This is a genomic window from Amycolatopsis ponsaeliensis (assembly GCF_030182635.1).
Lineage (GTDB): Bacteria > Actinomycetota > Actinomycetes > Mycobacteriales > Pseudonocardiaceae > Amycolatopsis > Amycolatopsis ponsaeliensis.
On the sequence record NZ_JAPZLD010000010.1, the window covers coordinates 40,560 to 65,250 of the forward strand.

Sequence of the window (24,691 nt, forward strand, 5' to 3'; positions counted from 1 at the left end):
TCCGCGAACCCGGACTTACTCTCGGGTAATGGACGACGTTGTCTACGACCGCGAGGGCCGGGGCGAGCCGCTGGTGCTGATCCACGGCATCGGCCACCGCCGTCAGGCCTGGGCGCCGGTGTTCCCGCTGCTCACGCCGCATCGTGACGTCATCGCCGTGGACCTGCCCGGCTTCGGCGAGTCGCCTGAACCGGCCGGTGGTTACGGCGTCGAGCCCGCGCTGGTGATGTTCAAGGGGCTCTTCGCCGAGCTGGGGCTCGACCGCCCGCACGTCGCGGGGAACTCGCTCGGCGGCCTGCTGTCGCTGGCGCTCGGCCAGGCCGGGCTCGTCCGCAGCGTCACGGCGTTGTCGCCGGCCGGGCTGTGGAACCGGACGCAGAAGATGTACGCCGTCGCCACGCTCAAGGCCCATCGCGCGTTCGCCCAGCGCACGCCGCCGCACGTCGTGCGCCGGATCGCCGCGACGGCGGCCGGACGTAAGGCGCTGACCGGGATGATCGTCGGGAAGCCGGCCCTGCTGACCCCGGACGCCGTCGTCGAAGACGCCCACGCGCTCGCGACCGCGCCGGGCTTCGAGCCGACCGCCGCGCAGTCCCGCGGGGACTTCCGCTTCACCGGGCCGGTCACCGGCGTCCCGGTGACCGTCGCCTGGGCCGAGCACGACCGGATCCTCGCCCGGCCGCGCGTCGCCGACCTGCGAAAGGTCGCTCCCAACGGGACGTTCCGGCTGCTGCCCGGCTGCGGGCACGTGCCGATGAACGACGACCCGGCGCTCGTCGCGCGGGTGCTGCTCCAGGGAAGCGTTAGGTGACATTCGCTTTACGGCCGTCTTTTGACCCTGGCAGCCGACTGCTCCGCGAGGCAGAATCCTCCGCCGTGCGCCCGTAAGGGGACCTGGGCGCGAATCGGAGGAAACACGCATGAGGCTTTCAACCCGGCTCGTGGTGCTCGCCGCGGCCGCGCTGGCGACGACGGCGGTGACCACCGCACCCGCGTCCGCGGGCCAGCGCCCGGACCCCACCACCGACGTCCGGATCATCGGTTTCAACGACCTGCACGGGAACCTGGCGCCGCCGACCGGCTCCAGCGGCCGCGTCACGCAGTCCGACGGGACCACTGTGGACGCCGGCGGCGCCGCTTATCTGGCGACGCACGTGAAGCAGCTGCAGTCGCAGGTGCGCAACTCGCTCGTCGTTTCCGCCGGCGACAACATCGGCGCGTCACCGCTGACCTCGGCGCTGTTCCACGACGAGCCGACCATCGACTTCCTGAACATGCTGGGCGTCACCGCGTCCGTCGTCGGCAACCACGAGTTCGACGAGGGCTACAAGGAGCTGCAGCGCATGCAGTTCGGCGGCTGCCACCCGACGGACGGTTGCCAGTTCGACAAGAAGTTCAAGGGTGCAGACTTCCCGTTCCTCGGGTCCAATGTGTACTTCACCAACGGCCTGCCCGCGCTGTTGCCGTTCACCGTCAAGTTCGAAGGCGGCGTGCCGATCGGTGTCATCGGCGCGACGCTGAAGGACCTGCCGTCCGTCGTCACCCCGGAAGCCATCAAGGGCCTGAAGTTCGGTGACGAGGTCGAGGCGATCAACCGCACCGCGAACCTGCTCGACTTCTTCGGCGTCAAGTCCCAGATCGTGCTGATGCACCAGGGCGACAGCACCGAGCTCGAGGGCCCGAACGACTGCAAGGTCCTGCCCGGCCCGGCCACCGCGATCGCCAAGGCGGTGACCCCGAAGGTCGACGCGATCTTCACCGGCCACAGCCACCAGCAGTACAACTGCGTCATCAACGACCCGGCGGGCCAGCCGCGTACGGTCATCCAGGGCTCGTCCTTCGGCCGGCTCCTGTCGGTCGTCGACCTGAAGATCAACCTGAAGACGCGGGACGTCGTCCGGTCGGCGACGCAGGCGCACAACGAGATCGTCACCCGCACGGTCACCCCGGACCCGGCCGTGGCGGCGCTGGTCGCCGACGCGACGGCGAAGGCAGCCCCGATCGGGAACAAGCAGGTCGGCACGATCACCACGGACCTGAAGGCGGCCGGGAACGCGGCCGGCGAGTCGGCACTCGGCGACGTCATCGCCGACGCGCAGCTGGCGGGCACGCAGTCGAACGGCGCGGTCATCGCGATGACCAACCCGGGTGGCATCCGCGCCGACCTGACCTACGCGTCGTCCCCGGCGGGCGAAGGTGACGGCGTGGTGACCTACAGCGAGGCGTTCACCGTCCAGCCGTTCTCGAACATCATGCAGACGATCACGCTGACCGGCGCGAACCTGAAGAACGTGCTGGAGCAGCAGTGGGCGCCGGGCGTGAACCCGAAGTTCCTGCAGATCTCGAGCTCGCTGCACTACAGCTACTCGGCGGCCGCGCCGCAGGGCTCGCGGGTCTCGAACATCACGGTGAACGGCACGCCGGTCGACCCGGCGGCGACGTTCCGCGTGTCGGTGAACAACTTCCTCGCCGCCGGCGGGGACGGCTTCACCGAGTTCACCAAGGGCACCAACCTGGCCGGCGGACCGGTGGACCTGGACGCGCTGGTCGCGTACCTGGGCGTCCACCCGAACCTGGCCCCGCCCGCGGCGGATCGGGTCACCCTGCTGCCGTAGTCCGGTTTTTCCAAGACGCCGGGTCGACAATGGACCCATGACGACTTGGGAAGACGTCGTCCGCCTGGCCTCGGAACTCCCCGAGGTCGAGGCGGCGACCTGGTACCACACGCCCGCGCTGAAGGTGGCGGGCAAGGGGTTCGCGCGGTTGCGCACCGAGGCCGAAGGCGGCCTGGTCGTGATGTGCGGGCTCGACGAGAAGGCCGCGTTGCTGGACTCCGGCGACGCGGCCTTCTTCACGACATCGCACTACGACGGGTACGGCTCGATCATCGTCGACCTCGATCGCGTGAAGGTCGATCAGCTGCGTGAGCTGCTCGAAGAGGCGTGGCGGCTGAAGGCGCCTCGCCGGCTCACGACTTGAGCTCGCCCTTGAGCATGCTCATCAGGATCATGTCGTGGCGCTCGCCGTCCATCGCGACGAACGCCTCGCGGTGGCGGCCGTCTTCGGAGAAGCCGACCTTGCGGTAGACGTGCCGCGCGCGTTCGTTCTCGGCGACCACCCAGAGCGTGATCATGTGCAGCCGCATCGAGTTGAAGCCGTAGCGGCACATCAGGCGCAGTGCCTCGGTGCCGTAGCCGCCGCCGTTGCGGTATTCGGCGTCACCGATGTAGATGTCCAGCTCGGCGTTGCCGATCTCGGGCTCGGCGTCGCGGAGGTCGATGATGCCGATGAGCTTGCCGTCGGCCTCGATCCCCAGGACGACGAGCCCGTAGCTGTTGAGCGGGCGTTCCTCGGCGTGCTTGCGCAGCTGCGCAAGGGAGCGCGGGTGGCTGTTGGTCATCCACCGGCCGACCTCGGGGTCGTGGATCCACGGGTGGATCTTCTCGGCGTCTTCCGGTTCCAGCGCGCGCAGCCGGACGAGCTCCCCCTCGAGCAGCATTTCTCCCCCTAGTCCCGCTTCAGCAGCAGGAAGTCTTGGACGTTCAGCAGGCCGAGGAACTGCCGCACGGGCGTGGGCATCGCTCGGCGTGACTCATCATGCACGAGCTCGGGCGAACGCACGCGGTAATTACGCCGCCGGGTGACCACGGTGCAACTCTCCGCGGCCAGCACGTTCTTGACCCAGTCGGTGTCGGGGCCGTAGGTGAGCGCGACGACGAAGCCGTCGTCCGTGCGGAAGACGTTCAGCGGCGTGCGGTACTCCTTGCCCGACTTCCGTCCTTTGTGGACCAGCATGCCGAACCCCGGCGCCCAGTTCACGACGTACTTGTTGATCCGGTTGGTGACCACGCGGTTGAAGCGGGCGAGTCCTTTGGGCAGCACCATGCCCGCGATAATATCAACGCTCGATGAATTAATCGAGCGGACGACCCCGCTTCCCGGCCCGAGGTCGCCCGGTGGTGGGATATGGCGCATGTCGACCGAATGGCCGCTGCGCCAGGACCCGGAAGCGCCGGTGATCATCGCCCTGGCCCTGGTCAACGATCCGGACGCGCTGGGCTTCGTCGTGCTGGACGACGAGGACGACTGGTTCATCAGCGACGGCACCGAGCTGTCCGAGGACGTCGTGGTCAACCGCGAGAGCTTCGGCAAGATGTCGGTGCGCGAGGCCCTCGAGCTGCTCCCGCAGCTGGCCGCGCTGGCCGGCCTGCCGACGGGCATGGCCGCCGACTGGGACCCCGAGCGCCGCACGTGGCTGCTGTCGTCGGTGACGGGTTCCGACGACGAGGACGAGGACATCCGGCTGCTCGGACAGCGCCGCGCGGCCTGGGAGTTCGAGGGCTCGCCGGACGACGAAGCCCAGATCAGCACCGGCCTCACCGAGATCCCGGCCGGCTGGCAGCAGTCGGTGCGCGCGGTCCGCCAGGTGGTCCGCGAACAGGACGGCACCTGGCTGTTCGTCGGCTTCGAGGTCCCCGAGGCGGAGGACTTCGAGGTCGAGGGCCTGGAACTGGAGCACGTCGCGAACCTGTACCCGGACGTCCGGACGGTGCTCAAGGCGGCGCCGGGCCAGGTCTACGACCGCGAGACCCCGGACGCCGAGTGGGAGCTCGTCGAGGGTTAGACCTCGATCGGCAGGGGGAAGAGCCCCCGCGTGATCGGGCTCGGCCACCAGGTGAGTGCGTTTTCGGCGACTGCGAGTCGTGCGGTCGGAAGCCGCCGGAGCACGGTTTCGAAGGCGACGTCGGCTTGCAGCCGGGCGTGATCCAGCGGACCGGCGTTGATCATGCTCGACGCGAGTGACGGCCGGTGGTCGAGGCAGCCAGGCCCACGTGCCGGTCGGGAAGGCGAGCCGGTGCGGTGGCCGTTCACGCAGCCAGGCGTACGCCGGCGAGGGGTCGCGATCGAAGTCCGGACCGAACAGCGCGGGCTCTCCCATGCCCCTCCACCCTGCCCGGAAAACTTTCTTCGCGACAAGTGTCCCGGCGCGTCCGCGCCCGTTCGTCCTTACAGTGAGAGCCGGCGATCGGCGCCGGTCAGGATCTGTGAGGAGCAGCCATGCCCCAGTACGCCGCGATCATCTTCGCCTCCGACGTCGACCCGACCAAGCCCGAGGCCGCGGACATGATGAAGGACTACGCCGAGTTCCACGACGGCGCCCAGGCCGTCATCCGCGGCGGTGCGGCGCTGTACCCGACGGCCACCGCGACGACGGTCCGCGTCACCGGTGGCAAGGGCGGCGACGTCGTCACCAGCGACGGCCCGTACGCGGAGACCAAGGAAGCGCTGACCGGCTTCTACCTGATCGAGTGCGCCGACCTCGACGAAGCCGTCAAGGTCGCGTCGCGCATCCCGGGTGCCTGGGACGGCGCCATCGAGGTCCGGCCGGTCGTCGACTTCGGCCGGTGATCCACGCCGGGGACGCGGTCGCGCGGCTGGTCCGGGACGAGGGCACCCGGGTACTGGCCACGCTGGTCCGCGTCACCGGCAGCGTCGACCTGGCCGAGGACGCGGTCCAGGACGCCGTCGTGCGCGCGCTGGAGACGTGGCCGCGCGACGGCGTCCCGGACAACCCGCGTGGCTGGCTCCTGGTGGCGGCCCGCCGTCGCGCGGTGGACGTCGTCCGCCGCGAAGCGAAGCGGCTCGGGAAGGAGGCGGACGCGATGCCCGCGTTCGACCCGTTCCCCGACCCGGTCTCGATCCGCGACGACCTGCTGCGGCTGGTGTTCACGTGCTGCCACCCGGCGTTGTCGGTGGATGCCCAGGTCGCGTTGGCGCTCCGGACGTTGGGCGGTTTGTCGACCGCAGAGGTCGCTCGCGGCCTGCTGGTCCCCGAAGCGACGATGGCGAAGCGCCTGACGCGCGCGAAGCAGAAGATCGCGCAGGCTCGGATCCCGTACCGGGTGCCCGCGGCGGAGGAGCTCCCCGCACGCTTGGCCGGCGTCGCGTCGACGGTGTACCTGATCTTCAACGAGGGGTACACGGGCCGGGTCGCGCTGCGGGCGGAGGCGGTCCGCCTGGCCCGGCTGCTGGCTTCGCTGATGCCCGACGAGCCGACGGCGTTGGGGTTGCTGGCGTTGGTCCTCCTGCAGGACGCCCGCCGCGCGGCCCGGTTCTCCGCGGGGATGCCGGTGCTGCTGGCCGAGCAGGACCGGTCGGCGTGGGACTTCGAGCTGATCAAGGAGGGCGTGGCGCTGGTGGGGGCCGGCCTGCGCCGCACACCGTCGGTCCCGAACGTCTACGTGGTCCAAGCGGCGATCGCGGCTTGCCACGACCTGGCACCGTCGTATTCGGAGACGAACTGGGACGCGGTGATCTCCTGGTACGACGTGCTGTTGTCGGTCCAGGACACACCGGTGGTCCGGCTCAACCGCGCGGCCGCGGTGGCGGAAAGGGACGGCCCCGCGGCGGGATTGGCACTGGTGGACGCGTTGGCGGAGCTGGACGATTATCCGTGGTGGCACGCTTCGCGGGCGGAGTTGTTGCACCGCTTGGGTTCTGCGTCGGCGTCCGCCGCTTTGGGGCGGGCGGTGGAAACCGGTTTGCCGGATGCGCACGCGGCTCATTTGCGAGCCCGGATACAAAAAGAAAACCCCGGAGAAAATGTCCGGGGTTTCATTGAGAGCGGATGACGGGAATCGAACCCGCGTATTCAGCTTGGGAAGCTGATGTTCTACCATTGAACTACATCCGCAGTGTGTCGCCAGCATACACGGCGGCGTGATCCCCGTGTCCAGACCCCTCCCTCCTTGACGTCCGCGCTTCAAGTGACAACACTTGTTGTCGACCTCGGAGGTGAGCGCCATGGAAGAGCCCGAGCTGTTCCGCGAAGGCGGGTTCCGGCTGGCCCAGCGGCTGTTCATCGAAGGGGACATCCGGGGCGACGAACGGCAGGTCGCCCGGCTGCGGGAGTTCGCCCAGGTCGAGGACCAGCGGGCCGACGACGTCGTCGCCTGGATGGCGCGGCAGCCGAAGGGGCAAGGGCGCCGGCTTTTCGAGGACGCGCTGAAGAACGGCGTCGCCGAAGAAGGGCCGCTGAAGGACTTCTTCGACGAGGTCAACGCCAAGCCCTACTGGGTCGACGACGAGCGGCTCGAGCGTGGCGCCAAAGCCATTACCCGGGCCGGGTTGCTGGGCCTCTTCCCGCTCGGGGACATGTCGCTGATGGGCGGCTACCTCGCGTCCCGCGCCACGAAATCCCTGGTCGGGACCGGGGAGATCGAGTACAAAGCCACGCGGCGGCTCGTCGAGACCGCCGCCTGGTGGATCGACGTCACCACGCCCGGTGCCCTCAAGCACGGCGAACAGGGCTACGCCTCCGCGCTCCGGATCCGGGTCGTGCACGCCCACGTGCGCGCCGCCATGAACCGGCGGGACGACTGGGACTACGCCGCCTGGGACCGGCCCGTCAACCAGGTCCAGACCGCCGGCACCCTCCTGCTCTTCTCCCTCGTCTACGTCTTCGGCACGCAGCTGCTCGGCCTCCGCTACTCCGCCCGCGAGCGCGGCGACATCCTGCACCTCTGGCGCTACATCGGCTGGCTCATGGGCGTCGACGACGAACTGCTGCCCACCTCCGAAGAAGACGCCTGGCGCCTGCTTTGGCTGCTCGCCGCCACCGAGTTCATCCCGGACGACGACTCGAAGCGCCTCGCCAAGGCGCTCATCGAGGCCAACGCCGCCGTCGGCGAGGGGCGCGGCGCCGTCGGGAAGGTGCTGTCACACGTCTCCGTCGCCGTGCACTCGTCGATCAGCCGGCTCGTGCTCGGGAAGACCAACGCCGACTTCCTCGGGCTGCCGAACGACCCCGTCGCGCAGGCCGCGATCGTCGCCGTGGCGGGCGTCAACTTCGCCGCCGAGACCGTGCGGCGGTTCATCCCCGGTGCCACCGCGCTGCAGGAACGGATCGGCGAGGCCGGGCGCCGCGGGTACGTGAAGCGGCTCGAGAAGCTCTTCGCGCCCGACACGACCTACGCGCAGCACATGCGGGCCGCCTGAACCCACCGGATAGGCTTCCCGGCGTGCTGCTCAGTGACCGTGACCTCCGCAAAGAGCTCGACGCCGGCCGGCTCGGCATCGACCCCTTCGACGCCGGCATGGTCCAGCCGTCCAGCGTCGACGTCCGGCTCGACCGGTACTTCCGCGTCTTCAACAACAGCAAGTACACCCACATCGACCCGCAGCTGCAGCAGGACGACCTGACCTCACTGGTGGAGAAGGAGGGCGACGAGCCCTTCGTCTTGCACCCGGGCGAGTTCGTGCTCGGCTCGACGTACGAGCTCGTCACCCTCGCCGACGACCTCGCCGGCCGCCTCGAAGGCAAGTCGTCGCTCGGCCGGCTCGGGCTGCTCACGCACTCGACCGCCGGGTTCATCGACCCGGGCTTCTCCGGGCACATCACGCTCGAGCTTTCGAACGTCGCGAACCTGCCGATCACGCTCTGGCCGGGCATGAAGATCGGCCAGCTGTGCATCTTCCGGCTCTCCAGCGCGGCCGAGTTCCCGTACGGGTCGAGCGAGGCCGGGTCCCGCTACCAGGGGCAGCGCGGCCCGACCCCGAGCCGGGCGTACAAGAACTTCCACCGCGTCGACACCTGGCGCTAAGCGGAGATCTTCTCGTCCCAGTCGATGCGGTGATTCCACATGAAGGCGTTCGGGTCCTCGTCGAACGGCTTCGAGAACACCCGCTTGATGAAGAAGTCGCGGACCACCCGTCCGACCGGGCCGATCACCTTGTCGTCGCCGTTGCGCTTTCCCGCCGCGACGACGGCTTCGACGCGCTCGCGCCGCAAGCTCTCGTACGTGGTCAGCGCGCGCTCGACGTCCGGCACATCGCGAAGGCATTTGCCCAGCGTGACGGCGTCTTCGATGGCCATCGACGCGCCTTGGCCCGCCGCCGGTGACGTCGCGTGCGCCGCGTCGCCGATGATCACCATGCGGCCGCGGTGCCAGACCGGGACCGTCGGGAAGTCGAACGTCGGCCACGCCGGGTAGACCTCGCGGGTCGCGCGGACGATCTCCGTCGCCGGTGTCCGGTCGCGCTCCACCAGGTGCAGCAGCTCGGTGCGCAGCTTCTCGCCGGCCAGCGTCGCCAGCTCGGAAGCGGTCGGCTCGGTCTTGCGGGCGGGGTTCGCGAACCACCAGACGCGGCCGTCCGGGCTGACGACGTGGCAGAAGAACACCCGCTTGCCGAAGACCATGTTCAGCACGCCCGGCTCGTCCGGCAGGGTCAGGCCTTCGGCGAACCCGCCGGTGTTGAGCAGCGGCACGTACCGCGGTGCCGGCGCGTCCGGGTCGATGATCGTGCGGACGCGCGACCGGAGTCCGTCGGCGCCGACCAGCAGGTCGCCTTCGACGTGCGAGCCGTCCGAGAAGTCCGCCCTGACCTGCGAAGACGTCTGGCTCGCGCCGATCAGGCGTTTGCCGTACTCGGCGTGGATCCCGCGCCGGGTGGCCTCGTCGCGCAGGGCGACGTAGAGGTCGGAGCGCAGCACGGTCTGGCTCACCGTGCCGTCCGGCAGGGTGCCGCCGAGGGCGAACTCGGCCAGCCGGGTGCCGTTGCCGAGCCCGATCGACATGCGGGGCGAGTCGAAGCCGGTGCCCTTGACGACGTCCTTGAGGCCCAGCGGCAGCAGCGCGTCCAGGCCGTTCACCGCCAGCGTGAGGAACGCGCCGACGCCCTCGGCGCCCCGGTCGTACGCCTCGAACAGCACCGGTTCGTGCCCGGCCTCGTGCAGGGCGATGGCCGTGATCGTGCCCGCGATGCCGCCCCCGATGATCAACACCTTGGTCATCTCGTTCGTCCCCTCGAATCTCTTAGAAACTAATTCGTTCTGTCGAACTAAAGAGTGGGCTAGGCTGAGGCCCGTGTCAAGTGAGCGAGCGCACCTGGTCGAAGAAGTCCTGCTCAGGTCCCGGGAGCTGTCGACGGAGACGGTCATGTTCCACACCGCGATCTCCGAGACGCGGGGGCTGTCGGCCGTCGACAGCAAGGTCCTGGACTACCTCGCGCGGTTCGGGCCGCAGACGCCGAAGGACCTCGCGCGGCTCTCCGGCCTGGCGCCCGCGTCGGTGACCGCGATGATCGACCGGCTGGAGCGCAAGGGCATCGTCGACCGCCGGCCGCACCCCGACGACCGCCGCCGCGTCCTCATCGCGCTCGACGAACAGGCCATCGCGAGCGGCGTGCATCTCTGGGACAACCTCGTCAAGCGCATGTACGAGCTGTGCGACCGCTACACCGAAGACGAACTCCGCACGGTGATCGGGTTCGTCGAGGGGGCCACCGCCCTCACCCACGAATCGACGGCGAAGCTGACCGGATCCACGGACGGGTGAGATTCGGCCCGCGCGGCCCGCTCTCATGCCAGGCTCCCTAGGTCGTCTCGGCCCCGGAGGTGGCGAGGAGTGCCGTTGCCCGAAAGACCGCTTCGCCTGGTTCTCGTTCTGGCACTGGTCTTCTTGGCCTCGGCGCTCGTGCCGTCGGCCGGTGCGGCCGGTGCCCCGCCTTTCGCGGTGGGCTACGACGACGTCGTCTACGGCGACTTCGTGTACGCGGGCAACGGTGTCCTGCGCTGCCCGGTCGCCGCCGACCACGCGCCGGTCGCCGGCGCGGTCGACACGCCCGCGGCGTGCGCGAACACCGCGGACCGCAAGGACACCCTGGTCAACGACGACTTCTTCATGCAGTGGGCCGACGTCGACGCCGACCCGGCCACGTTCGACTCGGCGAGCGCGTCCGTCCGCATCCCGCCCGGCGCCCGGATCGTCTTCGCGCGCCTGAACTGGGCGGGCAACACGACGGGGACGACCTGCGGTTTCCGCGAGGGAATTCCTGCCGTTCCGCCGCCCGGGAACCCCGCCACGCAGAACGTCCGGCTTTCGGTGGGCAGCGCGAAGTCCGTCGACGTTCGTCCGTCGGCCTTCGCCGAGGACGGCCCGTATTACTCGGCCCACGCCGACGTGACCGGCCAGTTCGCGGGCGCGCCGACCGGCGCCGCGCTCGACGTGACCGTCGGCAACGTCTGGGCCCCCAAGGGTTTCGACTGCGTCGGCGGCTGGTCGATCGCTCTGGTTTACGCGTATCCGTCGCGCAACGCCGACTTCGCGCCGAACAAGCGCAAGGTCGTCGTCTACGACGGGCACGTCCGCCAGGCCTCCGACGTCCCCACGGAAACGACGATCACCGGCTTCCGCGCGGCGGCCGCCGACGCGCACCTCGGCGTCACCGCCTACGACGGCGACTGGGGTGGCTCCGGCGACCAATTCCTGGTCGACGGCACCCCGGCCGCCGAGCCCGCGACCGGCGGGACGTCGAACTTCTTCATCTCCAACGCCGACAACGCGGCCGCGCCGGGCGTGAAGAACAACTTCAGCGTGGACGCGAAGTCCTTCGACGTCGACAACATCCCCGCGGGCGCGACGAGCGCGAAGCTCGGCTTCGTCACCAGCGGGGACAGCTATCTCGCGCAGAACATGGCCTTTTCCGTGCCGGTGCCTGAACTCCAGGCCGCCCTGCGCGTGAAGCAGCCGAAGGCGCACGCCGGCGAGCCGGTGACGTTCACCGTCGCCGTGACCAACCCGGGCAGCGTCGCGGCGTCCGGCGTGCAGGTCGCCGACGAGGCCTTTCCGGCCTGCGCCAAGCCACTCGGCACGCTGACGCTGGGCCAGACGGTCACCTACGACTGCACCGGCCCCGCCCCGGCCGACGACTTCACGAACTCGGTGAAGGCGACCGGCACGAGCGCACTCGGCGACGCGCTCGACGGCGACGCGACCGCCGCCGTCGACGTCGTGCACCCGTCCTTGGGCATGACGAAGACGGCCGACAAGCCCGCCTACCGCGGCGGCGACACCGCGACCTTCACGATCAAGGTCACGAACACCGGCGACACCGGGCTTTCCGGCCTGCGGGTCGCCGACGTGAAGGCGCCTTCGTGCGCCCTCACCGGTGCTCTCGCCCCGGGCGAAAGCCGCACGACGACGTGCACGGCGAAGGCCCCGATCGCCGACGGCGTCAACACCGCGACCGCGGCCGCCACCGACGACTTCGGCAAGGAGGTCACGGCCACCGCGGACGCACCCGCGCCGACGATCGCGCCCGCCGTCGAGGTCACCAAGACCGCGAACCCGCCGGTGATCCACGCGGGCGACGCCGTGACGTTCTCCGTCGCGGTCAAGAACACCGGCGACAGCCCGCTCGCGCCGGTGAAGGTCACCGACGACACGACGACGTCGTGTTCGCGCACGTTCGACGGCCTGGCCGCGGGCGCGACGCAGACGTACACGTGCACGGCGAACCCGTCCACGACGACGACGTCGCACGTGACCGCCACCGGCACCGACCTCGCGGGGCAGCCGGTGACCGCCACCGCGCCGGCGACCGTCACGGTGATCACGCCGGCCCTGACGCTCACGAAGGACGCCTCGCCCGGCATCGTCCGCGCCGGCGACCCGATCACGTTCACGATCACGGTCGCCAACGCCGGTGACACCCCGCTGACCGAGGTCGCCGTCACCGACGACCGCACGCCGGCGTGCGCGCGAGTGATCGGCGCGCTGCCGCCGCAGGGCAGGCAGACGTACACCTGCACCGCACCGGCCCCGCCGGACGACTTCACCAACACGGCAGCCGCGTCGGGGAAGGACCAGCTCGGCCGCACGGTGAAGGTCACCGACGACGCCGTGGTCGACGTGATCCACCCGGGGGTGGCGCTCGCCGCGCAGGCTTCGCCCGCCGCTGTCCGCGAAGGCGACACGGTGACGTGGACGATCACCGCCACCAACACGGGCGACGTGCCGCTGACCGGCGTGACGATCGCGGACGACCAGGTCGCGACGTGCGCGAAGCCGCTCGGGACGCTCCAGCCGCAGGCGGTGTCGGCGTACACGTGCACGACGGTCGCAGGCGCCACCGGCTTCACGAACAAGCCGGCGGTGACGGGCATGGACCCGACGGCCCGGCCGGTGACGGCGGCCGCGGAAGCCGCGTTCGCCGTGCAGCACCCGGCCGTGGCGCTCACCGCGGAGGTCACGGGCGGGCCGTTCCGCGAGGGTGACGTGGTGCCGCTGCGGATCACGGTGCGCAACCCGGGTGACGTCCCGCTGACTGGCTTGCGAGTCACGGACTCACCGGCGTCTGGTCAGCAGGCCAATGGCGTGCCGACCACCGGGCAGGCCACCAGCGGGCCGCCTGTCGGCGGGCAGAACGCGAGCACCCGAACCGCTGGCCCGCGGGCCACCGGACCGCAAGCGCGAGCCACCGGCTGCGCCCAAGTCCTCGACGGCACCCTCGAACCCGGCGCCACCCGGGACTTCGGCTGCACCCTCACCGCACCGGCCGACGACGTCACCGCCGCCGTCCAGGTCACCGGCACGCCACCCACCGGCCCCGCGGTCACCGCGAAGGCCCAAGCCGCCGTCGACGTCGTCCACCCGGCCGTCACGATCGGCAGGACCGTCGAGCCGAAGGTCGTCCGCGCGGGCGACACCGTCACCTCGACGATCACCGTCACCAACACCGGCGACAGCGTGCTGCGCGACGTCTCCGTGGCCGATCCCGGCGCACCGGCATGCGCCAAACCCCTGGGTTCACTCGAACCGCGAGCCACGCAGAACTACAGCTGCACTCAAGTCGCCGGCGAAGCCGACTTCACCGCCACCGCGGCCGTCACCGCCACTGACGCCACGAACCGTCCCGTGACCGCCACCGCCGGGGAACCGGTCGATGTCATCCACCCGGCGGTCACCATCACGGACGACGCGACGCCCGCGCAGGTCCGGCAAGGCGACACCGTCACGTTCACCCTCGTCGTCGCGAACACCGGCGATGTCCCACTGACCGACGTGTCCATTGCGGACAGTCGCACTCCGGCGTGCGCTCAGTCCATCGGCACCCTCCCTCCCGGCGCCTCCCGGCACCACTCCTGCACGGTAAACGCTGGCACCGACAGTTTCGTGAGCTCCGCCACCGCGATCGGCACCGATCCGACGAACCGCCAGGTCAGCGCGACCGACGATGCCTCCTACACCGTCCAGCACCCGGCACTCTCCATCACGCAGGAAACGAAGGGCCCCTTCCGCGAGGGCGACGCCGTGCCCCTCGCGGTCACCGTCGCGAACACCGGCGACGTTCCCCTGACCGACGTGAAGGTCAGCGAGCCCTGCGTGAAGGCCTTCGCCAAGCTCGAAGCCGGCGCGAGCCAGAAGTTCGGCTGCACCACGACCGCGCCGCAGGACGACGTCATGAGCACGGCGAAGGCCACGGCCGCGGCGCCGATCGGCCCGCCGGTCGCCGCCGGGGACGTCGACGAGATCGATGTCATCCACCCGGCCGTGAAGATCACCAAGGAAGCGAAGCCGGCCACGGTCCGGGTGGGCGACGACGTCACGTTCACGATCAGCGTCACCAACACCGGTGACGTCCCGCTGACCAGCGTGTCCGTTGTGGACGACGAGCCGTGCGCGAAGAAAATCGGCACCCTGGCGACCGGGGAAAAGCGGATCTACACCTGCACTCGAAAAGCGCCGGAGGACGACTTCACCACCGTCGCGGAAGTCACCGGAATGGACCCGACCAATCGCTCCGCGCAATCGAAAGCCGAGGCGAAAGTCGACGTCGTCCACCCCGAGATCGCCCTGATGAAGGACGCGGCGCCGTACGAAGTCCGCCCGGGCGACGTCGTCACGTTCTCGATTCTGGTCAAGAACACCGGAGACGCGCCGCTGACCGCCGTGTCCGTCGTGGACGACCACACGGTGTCGTGCGCGCACACCGTCGCTGACCTGGCCGCGGACGCCGAAGTCACCTACACCTGCACGACTGTCGCGGGCAGGGAAGGCTTCACGAGCAGGGCGACCGTCATCGCTCAGGACCCGACGCGCCGCCCAGTGACGGCGTCCGGGGACGCCACCTTCAAAGTCCGAAGCGGCTGAACGGAGTAACGCCGGAGCGTCCGATTGCCGCGGGTTCCATGTCGGTCGTCGAATGCCCGGCCCGGGAAATGTGACCAGTGCGTTCGTAGGGTTCTCGCTGTAATCGTTCCGTGATACGTTCTCGCGCCGTGTCCCCCATTGGTGAACGTGGTCGCGTGGTGATGGTGTCACTCAGTGTGCTGCTCGGCGTTTTCTCCGCCGCGACAGGCACCTGGATGGCCACCGCGGAAGGAAACACGGCCGAACTCGGCGCCGCGGCCTTGGTGCTGCCCGACGCGCCGGGTGGCTCCGGGGGCAGCACCGGCACGGACCTCGCCGGTGGGCAGTCCCCGGCCACGAAGCAGGCCACGACCGACGCTTCCGCGCCGACGACGTCCAGCGCGGCCCCGGCTCCGACCGAGACGTCCGAAGCCCCGAAGCCGACGACGTCCGAAGCGGCCCCGCCGCCGAGCACCAAGGCCGCGGCCCGCGTCGCCTCCTCGACGACCGAGCAGGTCATCTCCCTCGTCAACGACGAGCGCGCGCAGGCCGGCTGCAAGGCGCTGGCCGAGGAATCGCACCTGACCACGGCCGCGCAGGACTACAGCGACGACATGTCCGCCCGGAACTTCTTCGCCCACACCAACCCCGAAGGCGTCACGTTCGACCAGCGCATCAAGGTCGCCGGCTACTCGAAGCCGGGCGCGGAGAACATCGCGAAGGGGCAGACGTCCGCGGCGCAGGTCATGGACGCCTGGATGAACTCCGAGGGCCACCGCGCGAACATCCTGAACTGCTCGCTGACGAAGATCGGCGTCGGGTTCACCAAGGCGGGCAACTACTGGGTCCAGGACTTCGGGTACTAGACCGGGTTGTTCCAGCGCTCCGCGATGTCGCCGTAGCGGGCGAGCACGGTGGCCCGCAGGTCGGGATCCGTCCGCGGCACCGGCTCGATGAACACCTCGGTGACGTCGTTGAACGACTCGGTCAGCTCGGCTGCGATCCGCACGCAGGCGCGTTCGACGTCGCCGGCGCCGAGCGAGTCGTCGAAGTCGACGCGGGTGCAGACGAGGACCTGGTCGGTACCCATCAGCATCGTCTGCAGGTCCACGACGGCCTCGATCTCCGGCGCGGCGGAGAGGTGGTCGCGGACGCCGCGGACGATCTCCGGGTTGGCCTGGCGGCCGATGAGCAGGCCGCGGTTGGTCCGCCCGAGCAGGTAGGCGACGAAGGCGAGCAGCACGCCGATGACGATCGAGGCGACGCCGTCCCAGACCTCCGAGCCGGTGACCTGGTGCAGGCCGATGCCGGCGAACGCGACCAGCAGGCCGATCAGCGCGGCGGAGTCCTCGAACAGCACGGTCTTCGGGGTCGGGTCGTCGATCAGGCGGAGATATGCCCAAAGTGACCGGTTTTCGGCCTTCGACTCCCGGACGGTCTGACGCACCGCCTGCACCCACGACGTGCCCTCGAGCACGAAAGCTACCGCCAGCACGATGTAGCTGAGGATCGACGTGCTCTGCGCCTCGCCGTGGCCGAACAGCGTCGAAACGCCCTCGTAGAGCGCGAACATCGAGCCCGACGCGAAGATCGACACGGCGGCGAGCAGCGACCAGAAGTAGCGCTCCTTGCCGTAGCCGAAGGGGTGCACGCGGTCGGCCGGGCGGTCGGAACGTTTCAACGCGGTCAGCAGCAGGACCTCGGTGAACGTGTCGGCCACCGAGTGCGCCGCTTCGGAGAGCATCGCGCCCGAGCCGGTGATGATGCCCGCGATCAGCTTCATGATCGCGATCGCCAGGTTCACCCCACCGGCGAGCAGGACGGTCAGCGTGCTTTCGCCACCGGGCTTTTCGGGTTCCTCGCTCACCTTGGTGAGCGTAATGGTCAGAGGCGGCGCAGGCCGTGCAGCACGCGTTCCATGAGCGCCACGGCCGGACGGCCGTCGGTGTTCACGCGGGTGTCGTGGATCGTGACCAGGCCCTGCTCGGCCATGTCGTCGAGCAGTACGCGGGCGACGCCGAGTGGCACGCTGAGCCGGGCGGCGACCTCGGCGACCGAGCGCGGGTGGTGGCAGATCGAGCGCACCGAGCGGAACTCGCCGGTCAGCCGGGCGCCGTTCCAGTGCGCTCCGGCCCGCGTCGAGACCATGGCTTCGATCGCCAGGTGCCGCCGCGACTGCGTCCGGCCGCGAGTGAGGACGTAGGGGCGGACGAGCGTCCGCTGGACCGGCACGTAGCCGGCGTCGACGATCCGGCGTTCCTCGAGGGGTTCGTCGCTGCGGAGAGCGTGCCGGCCGACGGAGGGGAGACGATCTTCCCCGCGCCCGGCCGGCTTGGTCCGCGGGTCCTCGCCCATCCTCGCTGCCCCCTGATTCCGTCATCGTCGAAGTGGCCTCGCTGGCAGCGGTGGCGGCGAGGAAAGGCCAGGATACGCCGGACTACTGGGCTTTTGGCCAACGTTTCTTGTTGGCCTGATGGGCCATTTCGGTGAATATCGTGAACATTATTCGGGAAATCGATTGCCGTGACAAAATCCCAGCTGGTGGACGCGGAGATCGGTGACAACGGGTAGCCCGACAGCTACGAAAATGCGGTTATCACCCTTTCCACAATGAAAAACGGCCCCGATCAGGAAGTCCTGACCGGGGCCGCGCGCAATTCGATCTGCGTCACTCCTCCGCGAGCGACGGCGCACCGAGGGCGATCGGTTTCGGCTCCGGCTTGCGCTTGACCGACTCCAGCAGCATCTGCGCGACGTCGACGATCTCGACCTTCTCGCTCGCGCTGCCGTCGGCCTGGCGGGCCGTGAGGCCGTCGTTCAGCATCACCTTGCAGAAGGGGCAGCCGGTCGCGATCTTCGACGGCGCGGTGCCGAGCGCCTCGTCGACGCGCTCGACGTTGATCCGCTTGCCGATCTTCTCTTCCATCCACATCCGCGCGCCACCGGCACCGCAGCACATCGACTTGTCGCCGTGCCGCGGCATCTCGCGCAGCTGCGCGCCGGTCGCGCTGACCAGCTCGCGCGGCGCCTCGTAGACCTTGTTGTGGCGGCCGAGGTAGCACGGGTCGTGGTAGGTGACGTCCTCGGCGACCGGCGCCACCGGCACCAGCTGCTTCTCGCGAACCAGGCGGTTCAGCAGCTGCGTGTGGTGCACGACGTCGAACTGGCCGCCCAGCTCCGGGTACTCGTTGGCGAGAGTGTTGAAGCAGTGCGCGCAGGTCACGACGACCTTGCGCGTCTTGCGCTCCCGTCCCTCGAACACCGAGTTCAGGATCTCGACGTTCTGCTGGGCGAGCATCTGGAAGAGGAACTCGTTGCCCGCGCGGCGGGCCGGGTCACCGGTGCAGGACTCCTCCGAGCCGAGCACCTTGTACTTGACGTCGGCCATGTGCAGCAGCTCGGCGACCGCGCGCGTCGTCTTCTTCGCGCGGTCCTCGAACGCGCCGGCGCAGCCGACCCAGAACAGGTACTCGGCGTCGCCCATGTCGCCGTCGAACACCGGGACCTCGAAGTCCAGGTCCTCGGTCCAGGCCAGCCGGTCCTTGGCGTTCTGGCCCCACGGGTTGCCCTTGTTCTCCAGGTTCTTGAACATGCCGTTCAGCTCGCTGGGGAACGACGACTCGATCATCACCTGGTAGCGGCGCATGTCGACGATGTGGTCGACGTGCTCGATGTCCACCGGGCACTGCTCGACGCAGGCGCCGCAGCTGGTGCAGGACCAGAGGACGTCGGGGTCGATCACGCCGCCGTCGTCGCCGATCAGCGCCTTCTGCGACTCGGCGATGGCCAGGACGTCGATCCCGGCGTACATGTTGTCCCCAGACCCCGCCCCACCACCGCCCTCAACGGAGGCGCTTCGCGCCGCTGTGTTGGACACCAGGCCGACCTCGTCGCCCGCCATGTCGCGCTTGCCGCCGGCCATCAGGTACGGCGCCTTCGCGTAGGCGTGGTCACGCAGCTGCGTGATGAGCAGCTTCGGCGACAGCGGCTTGCCGGTGTTCCACGCGGGGCACTGCTCCTGGCAGCGGCCGCACTCGGTGCACGTCGAGAAGTCCAGCCAGCCCTTCCAGGTGAAGTCCTCGATCTTGCCGACGCCGAAGGTGTCCTCGTCCGGGTCGGCTTCCTCGAGGTCGAGGACCTTGCCGCCGCTCATCATCGGCTTGAGCGCGCCGAGGGCGACGCCGCCGTCCTGCTCACGCTTGAAGTAGATGTTGAAGAACGCGCTGAAGCGGTGCCAGGCGATGCCCATGGTCATCGTGCGCGCGACGACGATCAGCCAGACCGTGGCGCTCATCAACTTGACGAACGCGAAGACCGTGACCAGGTTCGGGCTGGCCGGCAGCAGCTCGCCGAGCGGGTTCGAGACGAAGGCGGCCCAGGTCGGCGTCTCGTGCGCGCCGAGCGCGGCCTTCGCGGCGCGGACGCCGATGATGCCGATGCCCTCGATCAGGACGACGGCCTCGATGAAGTACGCCCACTTGAAGTTGGAACCTTGGAAACGGCTCTGGCGGTCGGCGCGGCGCGGGTGGTTGCGCTGGCGGATCGCCATCAGCACCAGGATGCCGACGATCGTCCCGACCCCGAGCAGCTCCATGAGCAGCTGGAACGGCGGGAAGTCGTCGAGGATCGGCCAGCCCCAGTGCGGGACGAAGACCTCGCCGTAGGCCTCGAACAGGGCCAGCGAGCCGAGCAGGAAGCCCCACATCACCAGCCAGTGGGCCGGTCCGACACTGCGCTTCCGGTTCATCCGGGTGTGGGCCGCGAACTCCTTGACCAGCGTCTTCATGCGCGGCATGAAGGGGCCGTTGCGGGTCGCGTCGGGCTGTCCGAGGCGGATAACCCGCACGAAGCGGGCGATCGTCGCGGCGAACATGCCCCAGGCGACGAGGCCGAGCAGGACGGAGATCCCGCCGAGCGTCAGTTGCAGAGCGCCCATCGTTCGGGTGCCTTTCGTCCGGATGGATCAGTGGTGGTGCGGGGAGACTAACCTTCCTTACTGATGAGTAACCCGTTGAGTGGGCCTAAGTCCCACCGATGTGGTGTACGTCGCTCTTTGTTTCGGGACGATCGTTCAGGTAGTTTTCACCCTATGGGTGCGTACCTTCTCCTCGCGCTGGCGATCGCCGCCGAGGTCTCCGCGACGATCTCGCTGAAGCTCTCCGAGGGCTTCTCCAAGCTCGGGCCGTCGATCGTCGTGGTGGCCGGGTACGCCGTGGCGTTCGTGGCGCTGTCGTACGTGCTGAAACTCGGGTTGCCGATCGGCGTCGCGTATGCGATCTGGGCCGCGGCCGGCGTCGCTCTGGTCGCGATCGTCGGCGTCGTGTTCCTGAAGGAACCGGTCAACGCGGCGATGATCGCCGGGCTGGCGCTGGTCATCGGTGGTGTCGTGCTGATCGAGATCGGGAGTGCATCGACGTGAAACTTCAGGTCGACGGCCGCAAGGTACGCGGTGACAAGCGGCGCGCGGAGATCATCGAGGCGACGCTGCGGGTGATCGAGCGTGACGGCGTCGCCGGCGTCACGCACCGGATCGTCGCGGCCGAGGCCGGCGTGCCGACGACGTCCACGACCTACCACTTCTCGTCGCTGGACGACCTCCTCATCGCGACGCTCATCTCGTGCGCCCGCGACATGGCGACCGAGGTCTACTGGATGATCGACCGCGCCCGCTCCCGCGGCTCGCGCGGCGCCGAGGAGGTCGCGGTCCTGCTCGCGGAGGCCTTGGGGCCGCGACGCGGGCGGACGATGGCCGAGTACGAGCTGTACCTGCTGGCCGCGCGGAAGCCGGAGCTGCGCCCGGCCGCGCGTCGCTGGCTGGACGTCCTGACGTCGATGGTCCGCCACGACGACGAGGTGGCGTTCCGGGTGTTCCTCGCGGGCATCGACGGGCTGCTGATCCAGGGCCTGATCGACGACGAGCCGCCGTCGGCGGACGAGCTGCGCCCGGTGGTGGACTACCTGCTGAAACCGCGTTGACGCCTGGCTTATTTTCGGATCATGCGGACCTTCGGTGACTACGAGCTCGACGACGATCGGACGCGGCTCGACCTCGACGTGGTGTGGAAGTTCCTCTCGACCGAGGCGTATTGGGGCCGGTGGCGCACGCGTGCGCAGGTCGAGGCCGCGGTCGACGGGTCCTGGCGGGTCGTCGGCGCCTACCGCGGCGACGAGCTGGTCGGCTTCGCACGCGCTTTCTCCGACGGCGTCAGCTCGGCTTACCTGGCGGACGTGTTCGTCGTCGACTCCGCCCGCGGCACCGGGCTGGGCAAGGAAATCGTGCGGGAGATGATCGACAACGGCCCCGGCGCCGGGTTTCGCTGGATGCTGCACACCGCCGACGCGCACGGGCTGTACCGGCAGTTCGGTTTCGGTGAGCACACCAAGGGCCGCTACCTGGAGCGCGAGGGCGTCAACCAGGAAGCCCTGCGCTGAAGCGCTGCCCGGCACCGATCCGTCCCGGTGCCGGGCAGCGCTCAGGGAACTCAGCCCTTGTTCTCGTACACCGGCGTGATCACGGCGCGAGCCAGCGTGTGGCCGAACATGTTGAAGCCGAGGAACGCCGGCGTCGCGTCCTCCGGGACGTCCAGCTTGTCGACGTCGAGTGCGTGCACCGCGAAGTAGTAGCGGTGCGGGCCGTGCCCGGGCGGGGGTGCCGCGCCGAGGAACTGCTTGACCCCGCCGTCGCCCTTGAGCGTCACCGCTGTTTCGGGGAGGCCGGAGCCGTCGCCCGCGCCGGAGGCCAGCTCCGTCACCGACGCCGGGAGGTTGAACACCGCCCAGTGCCAGAAGCCGCTGCCGGTCGGGGCGTCCGGGTCGTAGCACGTGACCGCGAAGCTCTTCGTCTCCGCCGGGAAGCCTTCCCAGGCCAGCTGCGGCGAACGGTCCTCGCCGCCGGCACCGAAGATGCCCGAGAGATGGGGCGTGGCCAGCGTTTCGCCGTCGGCGACGTCGGTGCTGCGGAGGGTGAAGGACGGCACGTCGGGCAGGGATTCGTACGGGCCGGGTGCTTGCGGCATGGATCCTCCTGATCACGGAACTGGAGCCTGGCGCCAGGTTAGGCCCCCCGAGCCACCCCCGCGTGTCAGGGACGGATCTCAGGGTCTTTCGGGGGGTTACCCCCATGTGCCGCCCCCGCACCTGGCCATAACGTTTCTCACGCAGAGGAAACTCACTGAGGGGACCAACGACCATGGCGCGCCCGCTTCTGGCTCTGGGTGGCATCGTCCTGATCGGCGTCGGCCTGGCGACCGCGTTCGGCTGGGGCTGGGGATCGGACTTCGAGAACACCAATACCCTTTCGGAGACGATTCGCAGCGTGAAGCTGGAAGGCGACTCGGGGTCGGTGAAGATCCGCACCGGCACGGGACCGTCGACGGTGCACGAAAAGATCAACTACCACTGGCGCGGCAAGCCGGGCGACGCGTTCTACCGCGTCGACGGCGACCAGCTCGTGCTCAGCGACTGCGGCACCAACTGCTCGGTCGACTTCGAGGTGGTCGTGCCCGAGGGCGTGCCGGTGACCGGCCGGATGGACTCGGGCGGCCTGGACGTCGCCGGGGTGGCGAGCGTGGACGTCCAGTCGGACTCCGGTCACGCGCGCGTCGAAGACGTGCCGGGCCTCGTGAAGCTGCGGCTCGAGAGCGGCGGGATCGACCTGTCGGACGTCGGCGAGGTCCAGGTGCACGCGGACTCGGGCAGCATCAAGGGCACCGGCGTGCGCGGCCCGGTCGACGTGACGGCGTCGAGCGGGAGCGTCGACTTCACGTTGGCGCAGGCGAACAACGTCAAGATCAAGGCCGACAGCGGCAGCGTCGACGTCGAGGTGCCGGGCGGGCCGTACCGGGTCGTCGGGGACAGCGACAGCGGGCACCGCAGCATCGACGTCCCGACCGACGGTTCCGCGCCGAACACGCTCGACCTCACCACCGACAGCGGCAGCGTCACGGTCCGCGCGGCCTGACCTTTTCCTTACTACGGGGGCTTTTTCACCATGGTCAAGATCGAACGGCGCGTGCTGGCGGCCGCGCTGCTGGGGGCCGTCACGATGTTCGGCTTCGTGGCGTTCACGCGGGGGGAGGGATCCGCGGCACCGGCCCAGGGGGTGCCGGTCGCCGCGGATTCCCACTATCGAGTGACTTCTTGGGTCGGCACGCCGGCGGAAGTCGCTGTGCAGCAAGGAAATGCCGATTTCTTCTTCTCTTCCTGGGCCGGCCACCGCTCCTGAATCGTCGGTGGTCGCTGTTAGGAAGGGAGCACGCCGAAGGCCGGCGTGCAGGGGAGGAACCGGATCATGGATGTGCGCCGGATCGCCGCGGTCATCGCGGCGGTCGTGGTCATGGGGGCCGTACCGGCGGTGGCTTCAGCGTCTTCTTCGCTGACGTGGCAGCCATGCGCGACGCAGCAAGAACAGGCAGCCGAATGCGCGACGGCCGACGTGCCGATCGACCGCGCGCGGCCGGAATCGGGGTCGGCGCGGCTCGCGTTGACCCGGCTGCCGGCGCTCGATCCGGGCAGGCGGATCGGTTCGCTGCTGGTGAACCCGGGCGGGCCGGGCGGTTCCGGCGTCGGGTTCGTGCAGTTCGGCGGGCTGGCGTCGCCGGACCTCGCGCGGCTGCGGCAGCGGTTCGACGTCGTGGGCTTCGACCCGCGTGGCGACTGGTTCAGCACGCCACGCATCACGTGTGACCCGGCGAAGTTGTTCGATCCGGCGCTCGACCGGTTCCCGTCGTCCCGGCCGGGGTTCGACGCGCTGGTGGCGCACAACCGCGCGGCGGGCGAAGACTGCTCGGCCCGGACCGGGCCGTTGCTGGCGAACGCGGACACGCAGAGCGCGGCCGAGGACATCGAGACGATCCGCGTGGCGCTCGGCGAGCCGAAGATCTCGTGGCTGGGCCTGTCGTACGGCACCGAGCTGGGCGCGGTCTACGCGTCGAAGCACCCCGGCCGGATCCGGACGATGGTGCTCGACGGCGCGGTCGACCACGCCCGGCCGCTGCGCCAAGCGATCCTCGAAGAGGCCGCGGCGACCGAAGACGCGCTGGTCCGGTTCGCGGACTGGTGCCGCGGCTCGGCGGACTGTGCCTTGCGGGGGCGTGATGTCCTCCGCTTCTACGACGACGTCGTGGCCCGGGCGGCGCACGGCGCGGTGTGGGCGAGCGACCTGGGCCGCTCGGCGACGGCCGACGAGATCTCGGCCGGCGTCTACAACCACCTCTACCTCCGGGAGGAGTGGCCGGCGCTGGGCAAGGCACTGGCCGCGGCCGGCGGCGAGTTCCCGGACGCTCGCGGGCTCACCGAGCGGAACCAGTTCCTGTCTCCGATCTACGGCGCGTACCGGGCGATCGGCTGCCACGACTTCCCATCGCCGTTCACCGGTCCGGCGGACCTGGGGGCGATGGCCGGGCTGCTCCGCGCGGTGGCGCCGCACAGCTGGCGGTACTCGGAGTTCTGGGACTTCACCAGCGGCTGCACGGGCTGGCCGATCCCGGCCAAGAACCCGCCGCAGCCCCACCCGGTCCACGGTGCCGCACCGATCCTGGTGGTCGGCGGCGCCCACGACCCGGCGACACCGCTGGCCTGGGCCCGCGGCCTGGCGGCGAGCATCGACGGCGCGGCGTTGCTGACCCGCACCGACGACGGCCACACGGGGCTGTTCAACTCGGCGTGCGCCCGCTCGGCCGAGGTGGAGTACCTGGTGAGTGGTGTCACACCCGCTCGTGGGCACATCTGCCGCTGAACCCGGGAACAAGAACCCGGACCGGCTCGTTAGGCTGGATACG

Annotated in this window: 24 protein-coding genes and 1 tRNA gene; 17 read left to right on the plus strand and 8 right to left on the minus strand. The window is 69.7% G+C overall.

The genetic code is table 11. The features are described 5' to 3' along the window. Positions 1-28 precede the first annotated feature (28 nt). The 3 genes from QQ657_RS16695 (at position 29) to QQ657_RS16705 (ending at position 2,979) form a co-directional block, all read left to right on the plus strand. Positions 29-811 (plus strand): alpha/beta fold hydrolase, encoded by a 783-nt coding sequence (locus tag QQ657_RS16695; protein ID WP_284743061.1) that lies wholly within the window; start codon positions 29-31, stop codon positions 809-811. A gap of 109 nt (positions 812-920) precedes the next feature. After that, entirely contained in the window at positions 921-2,615 is a 1,695-nt protein-coding gene (locus tag QQ657_RS16700; protein WP_284743062.1) for a bifunctional metallophosphatase/5'-nucleotidase, read from the plus strand. A gap of 37 nt (positions 2,616-2,652) precedes the next feature. Beyond that, positions 2,653-2,979 (plus strand): MmcQ/YjbR family DNA-binding protein, encoded by a 327-nt coding sequence (locus QQ657_RS16705; protein ID WP_284743063.1) that lies wholly within the window; start codon positions 2,653-2,655, stop codon positions 2,977-2,979. Here QQ657_RS16705 and QQ657_RS16710 read toward each other — a convergent pair. After that, positions 2,969-3,499 (minus strand): GNAT family N-acetyltransferase, encoded by a 531-nt coding sequence (locus QQ657_RS16710; protein ID WP_284743064.1) that lies wholly within the window; start codon positions 3,497-3,499, stop codon positions 2,969-2,971. The two genes, QQ657_RS16705 and QQ657_RS16710, sit on opposite strands and share 11 nt — an antisense overlap. 8 nt (positions 3,500-3,507) lie before the next feature. Beyond that, on the minus strand, positions 3,508-3,885 hold the full coding sequence (locus tag QQ657_RS16715) for a nitroreductase family deazaflavin-dependent oxidoreductase (protein WP_284743065.1): 378 nt from the start codon (positions 3,883-3,885) through the stop codon (positions 3,508-3,510). Positions 3,886-3,973: 88 nt separating this feature from the next. Here QQ657_RS16715 and QQ657_RS16720 point away from each other — a divergent pair, with 88 nt between their 5' ends. From QQ657_RS16720 to QQ657_RS16730, 3 genes are all read left to right on the plus strand, one after another. Continuing rightward, on the plus strand, positions 3,974-4,624 hold the full coding sequence (locus QQ657_RS16720) for a hypothetical protein (RefSeq protein ID WP_284743066.1): 651 nt from the start codon (positions 3,974-3,976) through the stop codon (positions 4,622-4,624). A 434-nt stretch (positions 4,625-5,058) separates the two neighbouring features. Continuing rightward, positions 5,059-5,409, plus strand: coding sequence for a YciI family protein (locus QQ657_RS16725; protein WP_284743067.1), 351 nt, complete (start codon positions 5,059-5,061; stop codon positions 5,407-5,409). Then, positions 5,406-6,632 (plus strand): RNA polymerase sigma factor, encoded by a 1,227-nt coding sequence (locus QQ657_RS16730; protein ID WP_284743068.1) that lies wholly within the window; start codon positions 5,406-5,408, stop codon positions 6,630-6,632. The genes QQ657_RS16725 and QQ657_RS16730 overlap by 4 nt, the downstream gene beginning before the upstream one ends. Here QQ657_RS16730 and QQ657_RS16735 read toward each other — a convergent pair. Beyond that, positions 6,624-6,694: transfer RNA gene (locus QQ657_RS16735), tRNA-Gly, on the minus strand. The two genes, QQ657_RS16730 and QQ657_RS16735, sit on opposite strands and share 9 nt — an antisense overlap. A 110-nt stretch (positions 6,695-6,804) precedes the next feature. On the opposite strand from QQ657_RS16735, the gene QQ657_RS16740 reads away from it, so the two are divergent. Beyond that, positions 6,805-7,998, plus strand: a complete 1,194-nt coding sequence (locus QQ657_RS16740) for an oxygenase MpaB family protein (RefSeq protein WP_284743069.1) — start codon at positions 6,805-6,807, stop codon at positions 7,996-7,998. Between the two features lie 23 nt (positions 7,999-8,021). Continuing rightward, on the plus strand, positions 8,022-8,603 hold the full coding sequence (gene dcd, locus QQ657_RS16745; protein ID WP_284743070.1) for a dCTP deaminase: 582 nt from the start codon (positions 8,022-8,024) through the stop codon (positions 8,601-8,603). Here dcd and QQ657_RS16750 read toward each other — a convergent pair. Next, positions 8,600-9,793 carry an FAD-dependent oxidoreductase gene (locus tag QQ657_RS16750; RefSeq protein ID WP_284743071.1) on the minus strand — a complete coding sequence of 398 codons (1,194 nt, stop codon included), beginning with the start codon at positions 9,791-9,793 and terminating at the stop codon, positions 8,600-8,602. The two genes, dcd and QQ657_RS16750, sit on opposite strands and share 4 nt — an antisense overlap. A 73-nt stretch (positions 9,794-9,866) precedes the next feature. Here QQ657_RS16750 and QQ657_RS16755 point away from each other — a divergent pair, with 73 nt between their 5' ends. The 3 genes from QQ657_RS16755 to QQ657_RS16765 all read left to right on the plus strand — a co-directional run bounded on the left by QQ657_RS16755 (position 9,867) and on the right by QQ657_RS16765 (position 15,778). Continuing rightward, positions 9,867-10,337 carry a MarR family transcriptional regulator gene (locus tag QQ657_RS16755; RefSeq protein WP_284743072.1) on the plus strand — a complete coding sequence of 157 codons (471 nt, stop codon included), beginning with the start codon at positions 9,867-9,869 and terminating at the stop codon, positions 10,335-10,337. 75 nt (positions 10,338-10,412) lie between these two features. Next, positions 10,413-14,933, plus strand: a complete 4,521-nt coding sequence (locus tag QQ657_RS16760; RefSeq protein WP_434056745.1) for a DUF7507 domain-containing protein — start codon at positions 10,413-10,415, stop codon at positions 14,931-14,933. 155 nt (positions 14,934-15,088) lie between these two features. Then, positions 15,089-15,778: a CAP domain-containing protein gene (locus tag QQ657_RS16765; protein WP_284743074.1), complete on the plus strand. Its 690-nt coding sequence runs from the start codon at positions 15,089-15,091 to the stop codon at positions 15,776-15,778. Here the strand turns inward: QQ657_RS16765 and QQ657_RS16770 are convergent. The 3 genes from QQ657_RS16770 to QQ657_RS16780 form a co-directional block, all read right to left on the minus strand. Next, the gene (locus tag QQ657_RS16770) at positions 15,775-16,779 is read right to left on the minus strand and encodes a cation diffusion facilitator family transporter (protein WP_284743075.1); all 1,005 of its coding nucleotides are present in this window, start codon (positions 16,777-16,779) and stop codon (positions 15,775-15,777) included. The genes QQ657_RS16765 and QQ657_RS16770 overlap by 4 nt on opposite strands. Positions 16,780-16,796: 17 nt before the next feature. Continuing rightward, positions 16,797-17,267: a DUF742 domain-containing protein gene (locus QQ657_RS16775; protein ID WP_284743076.1), complete on the minus strand. Its 471-nt coding sequence runs from the start codon at positions 17,265-17,267 to the stop codon at positions 16,797-16,799. Between the two features lie 313 nt (positions 17,268-17,580). Further along, a complete protein-coding gene (locus QQ657_RS16780; protein WP_284743077.1) occupies positions 17,581-19,848 on the minus strand; it encodes a (Fe-S)-binding protein in 2,268 nt (755 codons plus the stop codon). A 153-nt stretch (positions 19,849-20,001) separates the two neighbouring features. Between QQ657_RS16780 and QQ657_RS16785 the strand changes: the two genes are divergently transcribed. From QQ657_RS16785 to QQ657_RS16795, 3 genes are read left to right on the plus strand one after another with little or no spacing between them, the layout of a single operon-like run. Further along, positions 20,002-20,331: a DMT family transporter gene (locus QQ657_RS16785; protein WP_284743078.1), complete on the plus strand. Its 330-nt coding sequence runs from the start codon at positions 20,002-20,004 to the stop codon at positions 20,329-20,331. Beyond that, on the plus strand, positions 20,328-20,888 hold the full coding sequence (locus QQ657_RS16790) for a TetR/AcrR family transcriptional regulator (RefSeq protein ID WP_284743079.1): 561 nt from the start codon (positions 20,328-20,330) through the stop codon (positions 20,886-20,888). The genes QQ657_RS16785 and QQ657_RS16790 overlap by 4 nt, the downstream gene beginning before the upstream one ends. A 21-nt stretch (positions 20,889-20,909) precedes the next feature. Beyond that, positions 20,910-21,344, plus strand: coding sequence for a GNAT family N-acetyltransferase (locus QQ657_RS16795; RefSeq protein ID WP_284743080.1), 435 nt, complete (start codon positions 20,910-20,912; stop codon positions 21,342-21,344). A gap of 50 nt (positions 21,345-21,394) precedes the next feature. Here the strand turns inward: QQ657_RS16795 and QQ657_RS16800 are convergent, their stop codons facing one another. Continuing rightward, positions 21,395-21,928: a YbhB/YbcL family Raf kinase inhibitor-like protein gene (locus tag QQ657_RS16800; protein WP_284743081.1), complete on the minus strand. Its 534-nt coding sequence runs from the start codon at positions 21,926-21,928 to the stop codon at positions 21,395-21,397. 173 nt (positions 21,929-22,101) lie between these two features. Between QQ657_RS16800 and QQ657_RS16805 the strand changes: the two genes are divergently transcribed. The 3 genes from QQ657_RS16805 to QQ657_RS16815 all read left to right on the plus strand — a co-directional run bounded on the left by QQ657_RS16805 (position 22,102) and on the right by QQ657_RS16815 (position 24,648). Beyond that, positions 22,102-22,872 carry a DUF4097 family beta strand repeat-containing protein gene (locus QQ657_RS16805; RefSeq protein ID WP_284743082.1) on the plus strand — a complete coding sequence of 257 codons (771 nt, stop codon included), beginning with the start codon at positions 22,102-22,104 and terminating at the stop codon, positions 22,870-22,872. Positions 22,873-22,902: 30 nt separating this feature from the next. Beyond that, a complete protein-coding gene (locus QQ657_RS16810; protein ID WP_284743083.1) occupies positions 22,903-23,136 on the plus strand; it encodes a hypothetical protein in 234 nt (77 codons plus the stop codon). Positions 23,137-23,202: 66 nt separating this feature from the next. Next, complete coding sequence (locus tag QQ657_RS16815) at positions 23,203-24,648, plus strand: alpha/beta hydrolase (protein ID WP_284743084.1); 1,446 nt, start codon at positions 23,203-23,205, stop codon at positions 24,646-24,648. Positions 24,649-24,691 lie beyond the last annotated feature (43 nt).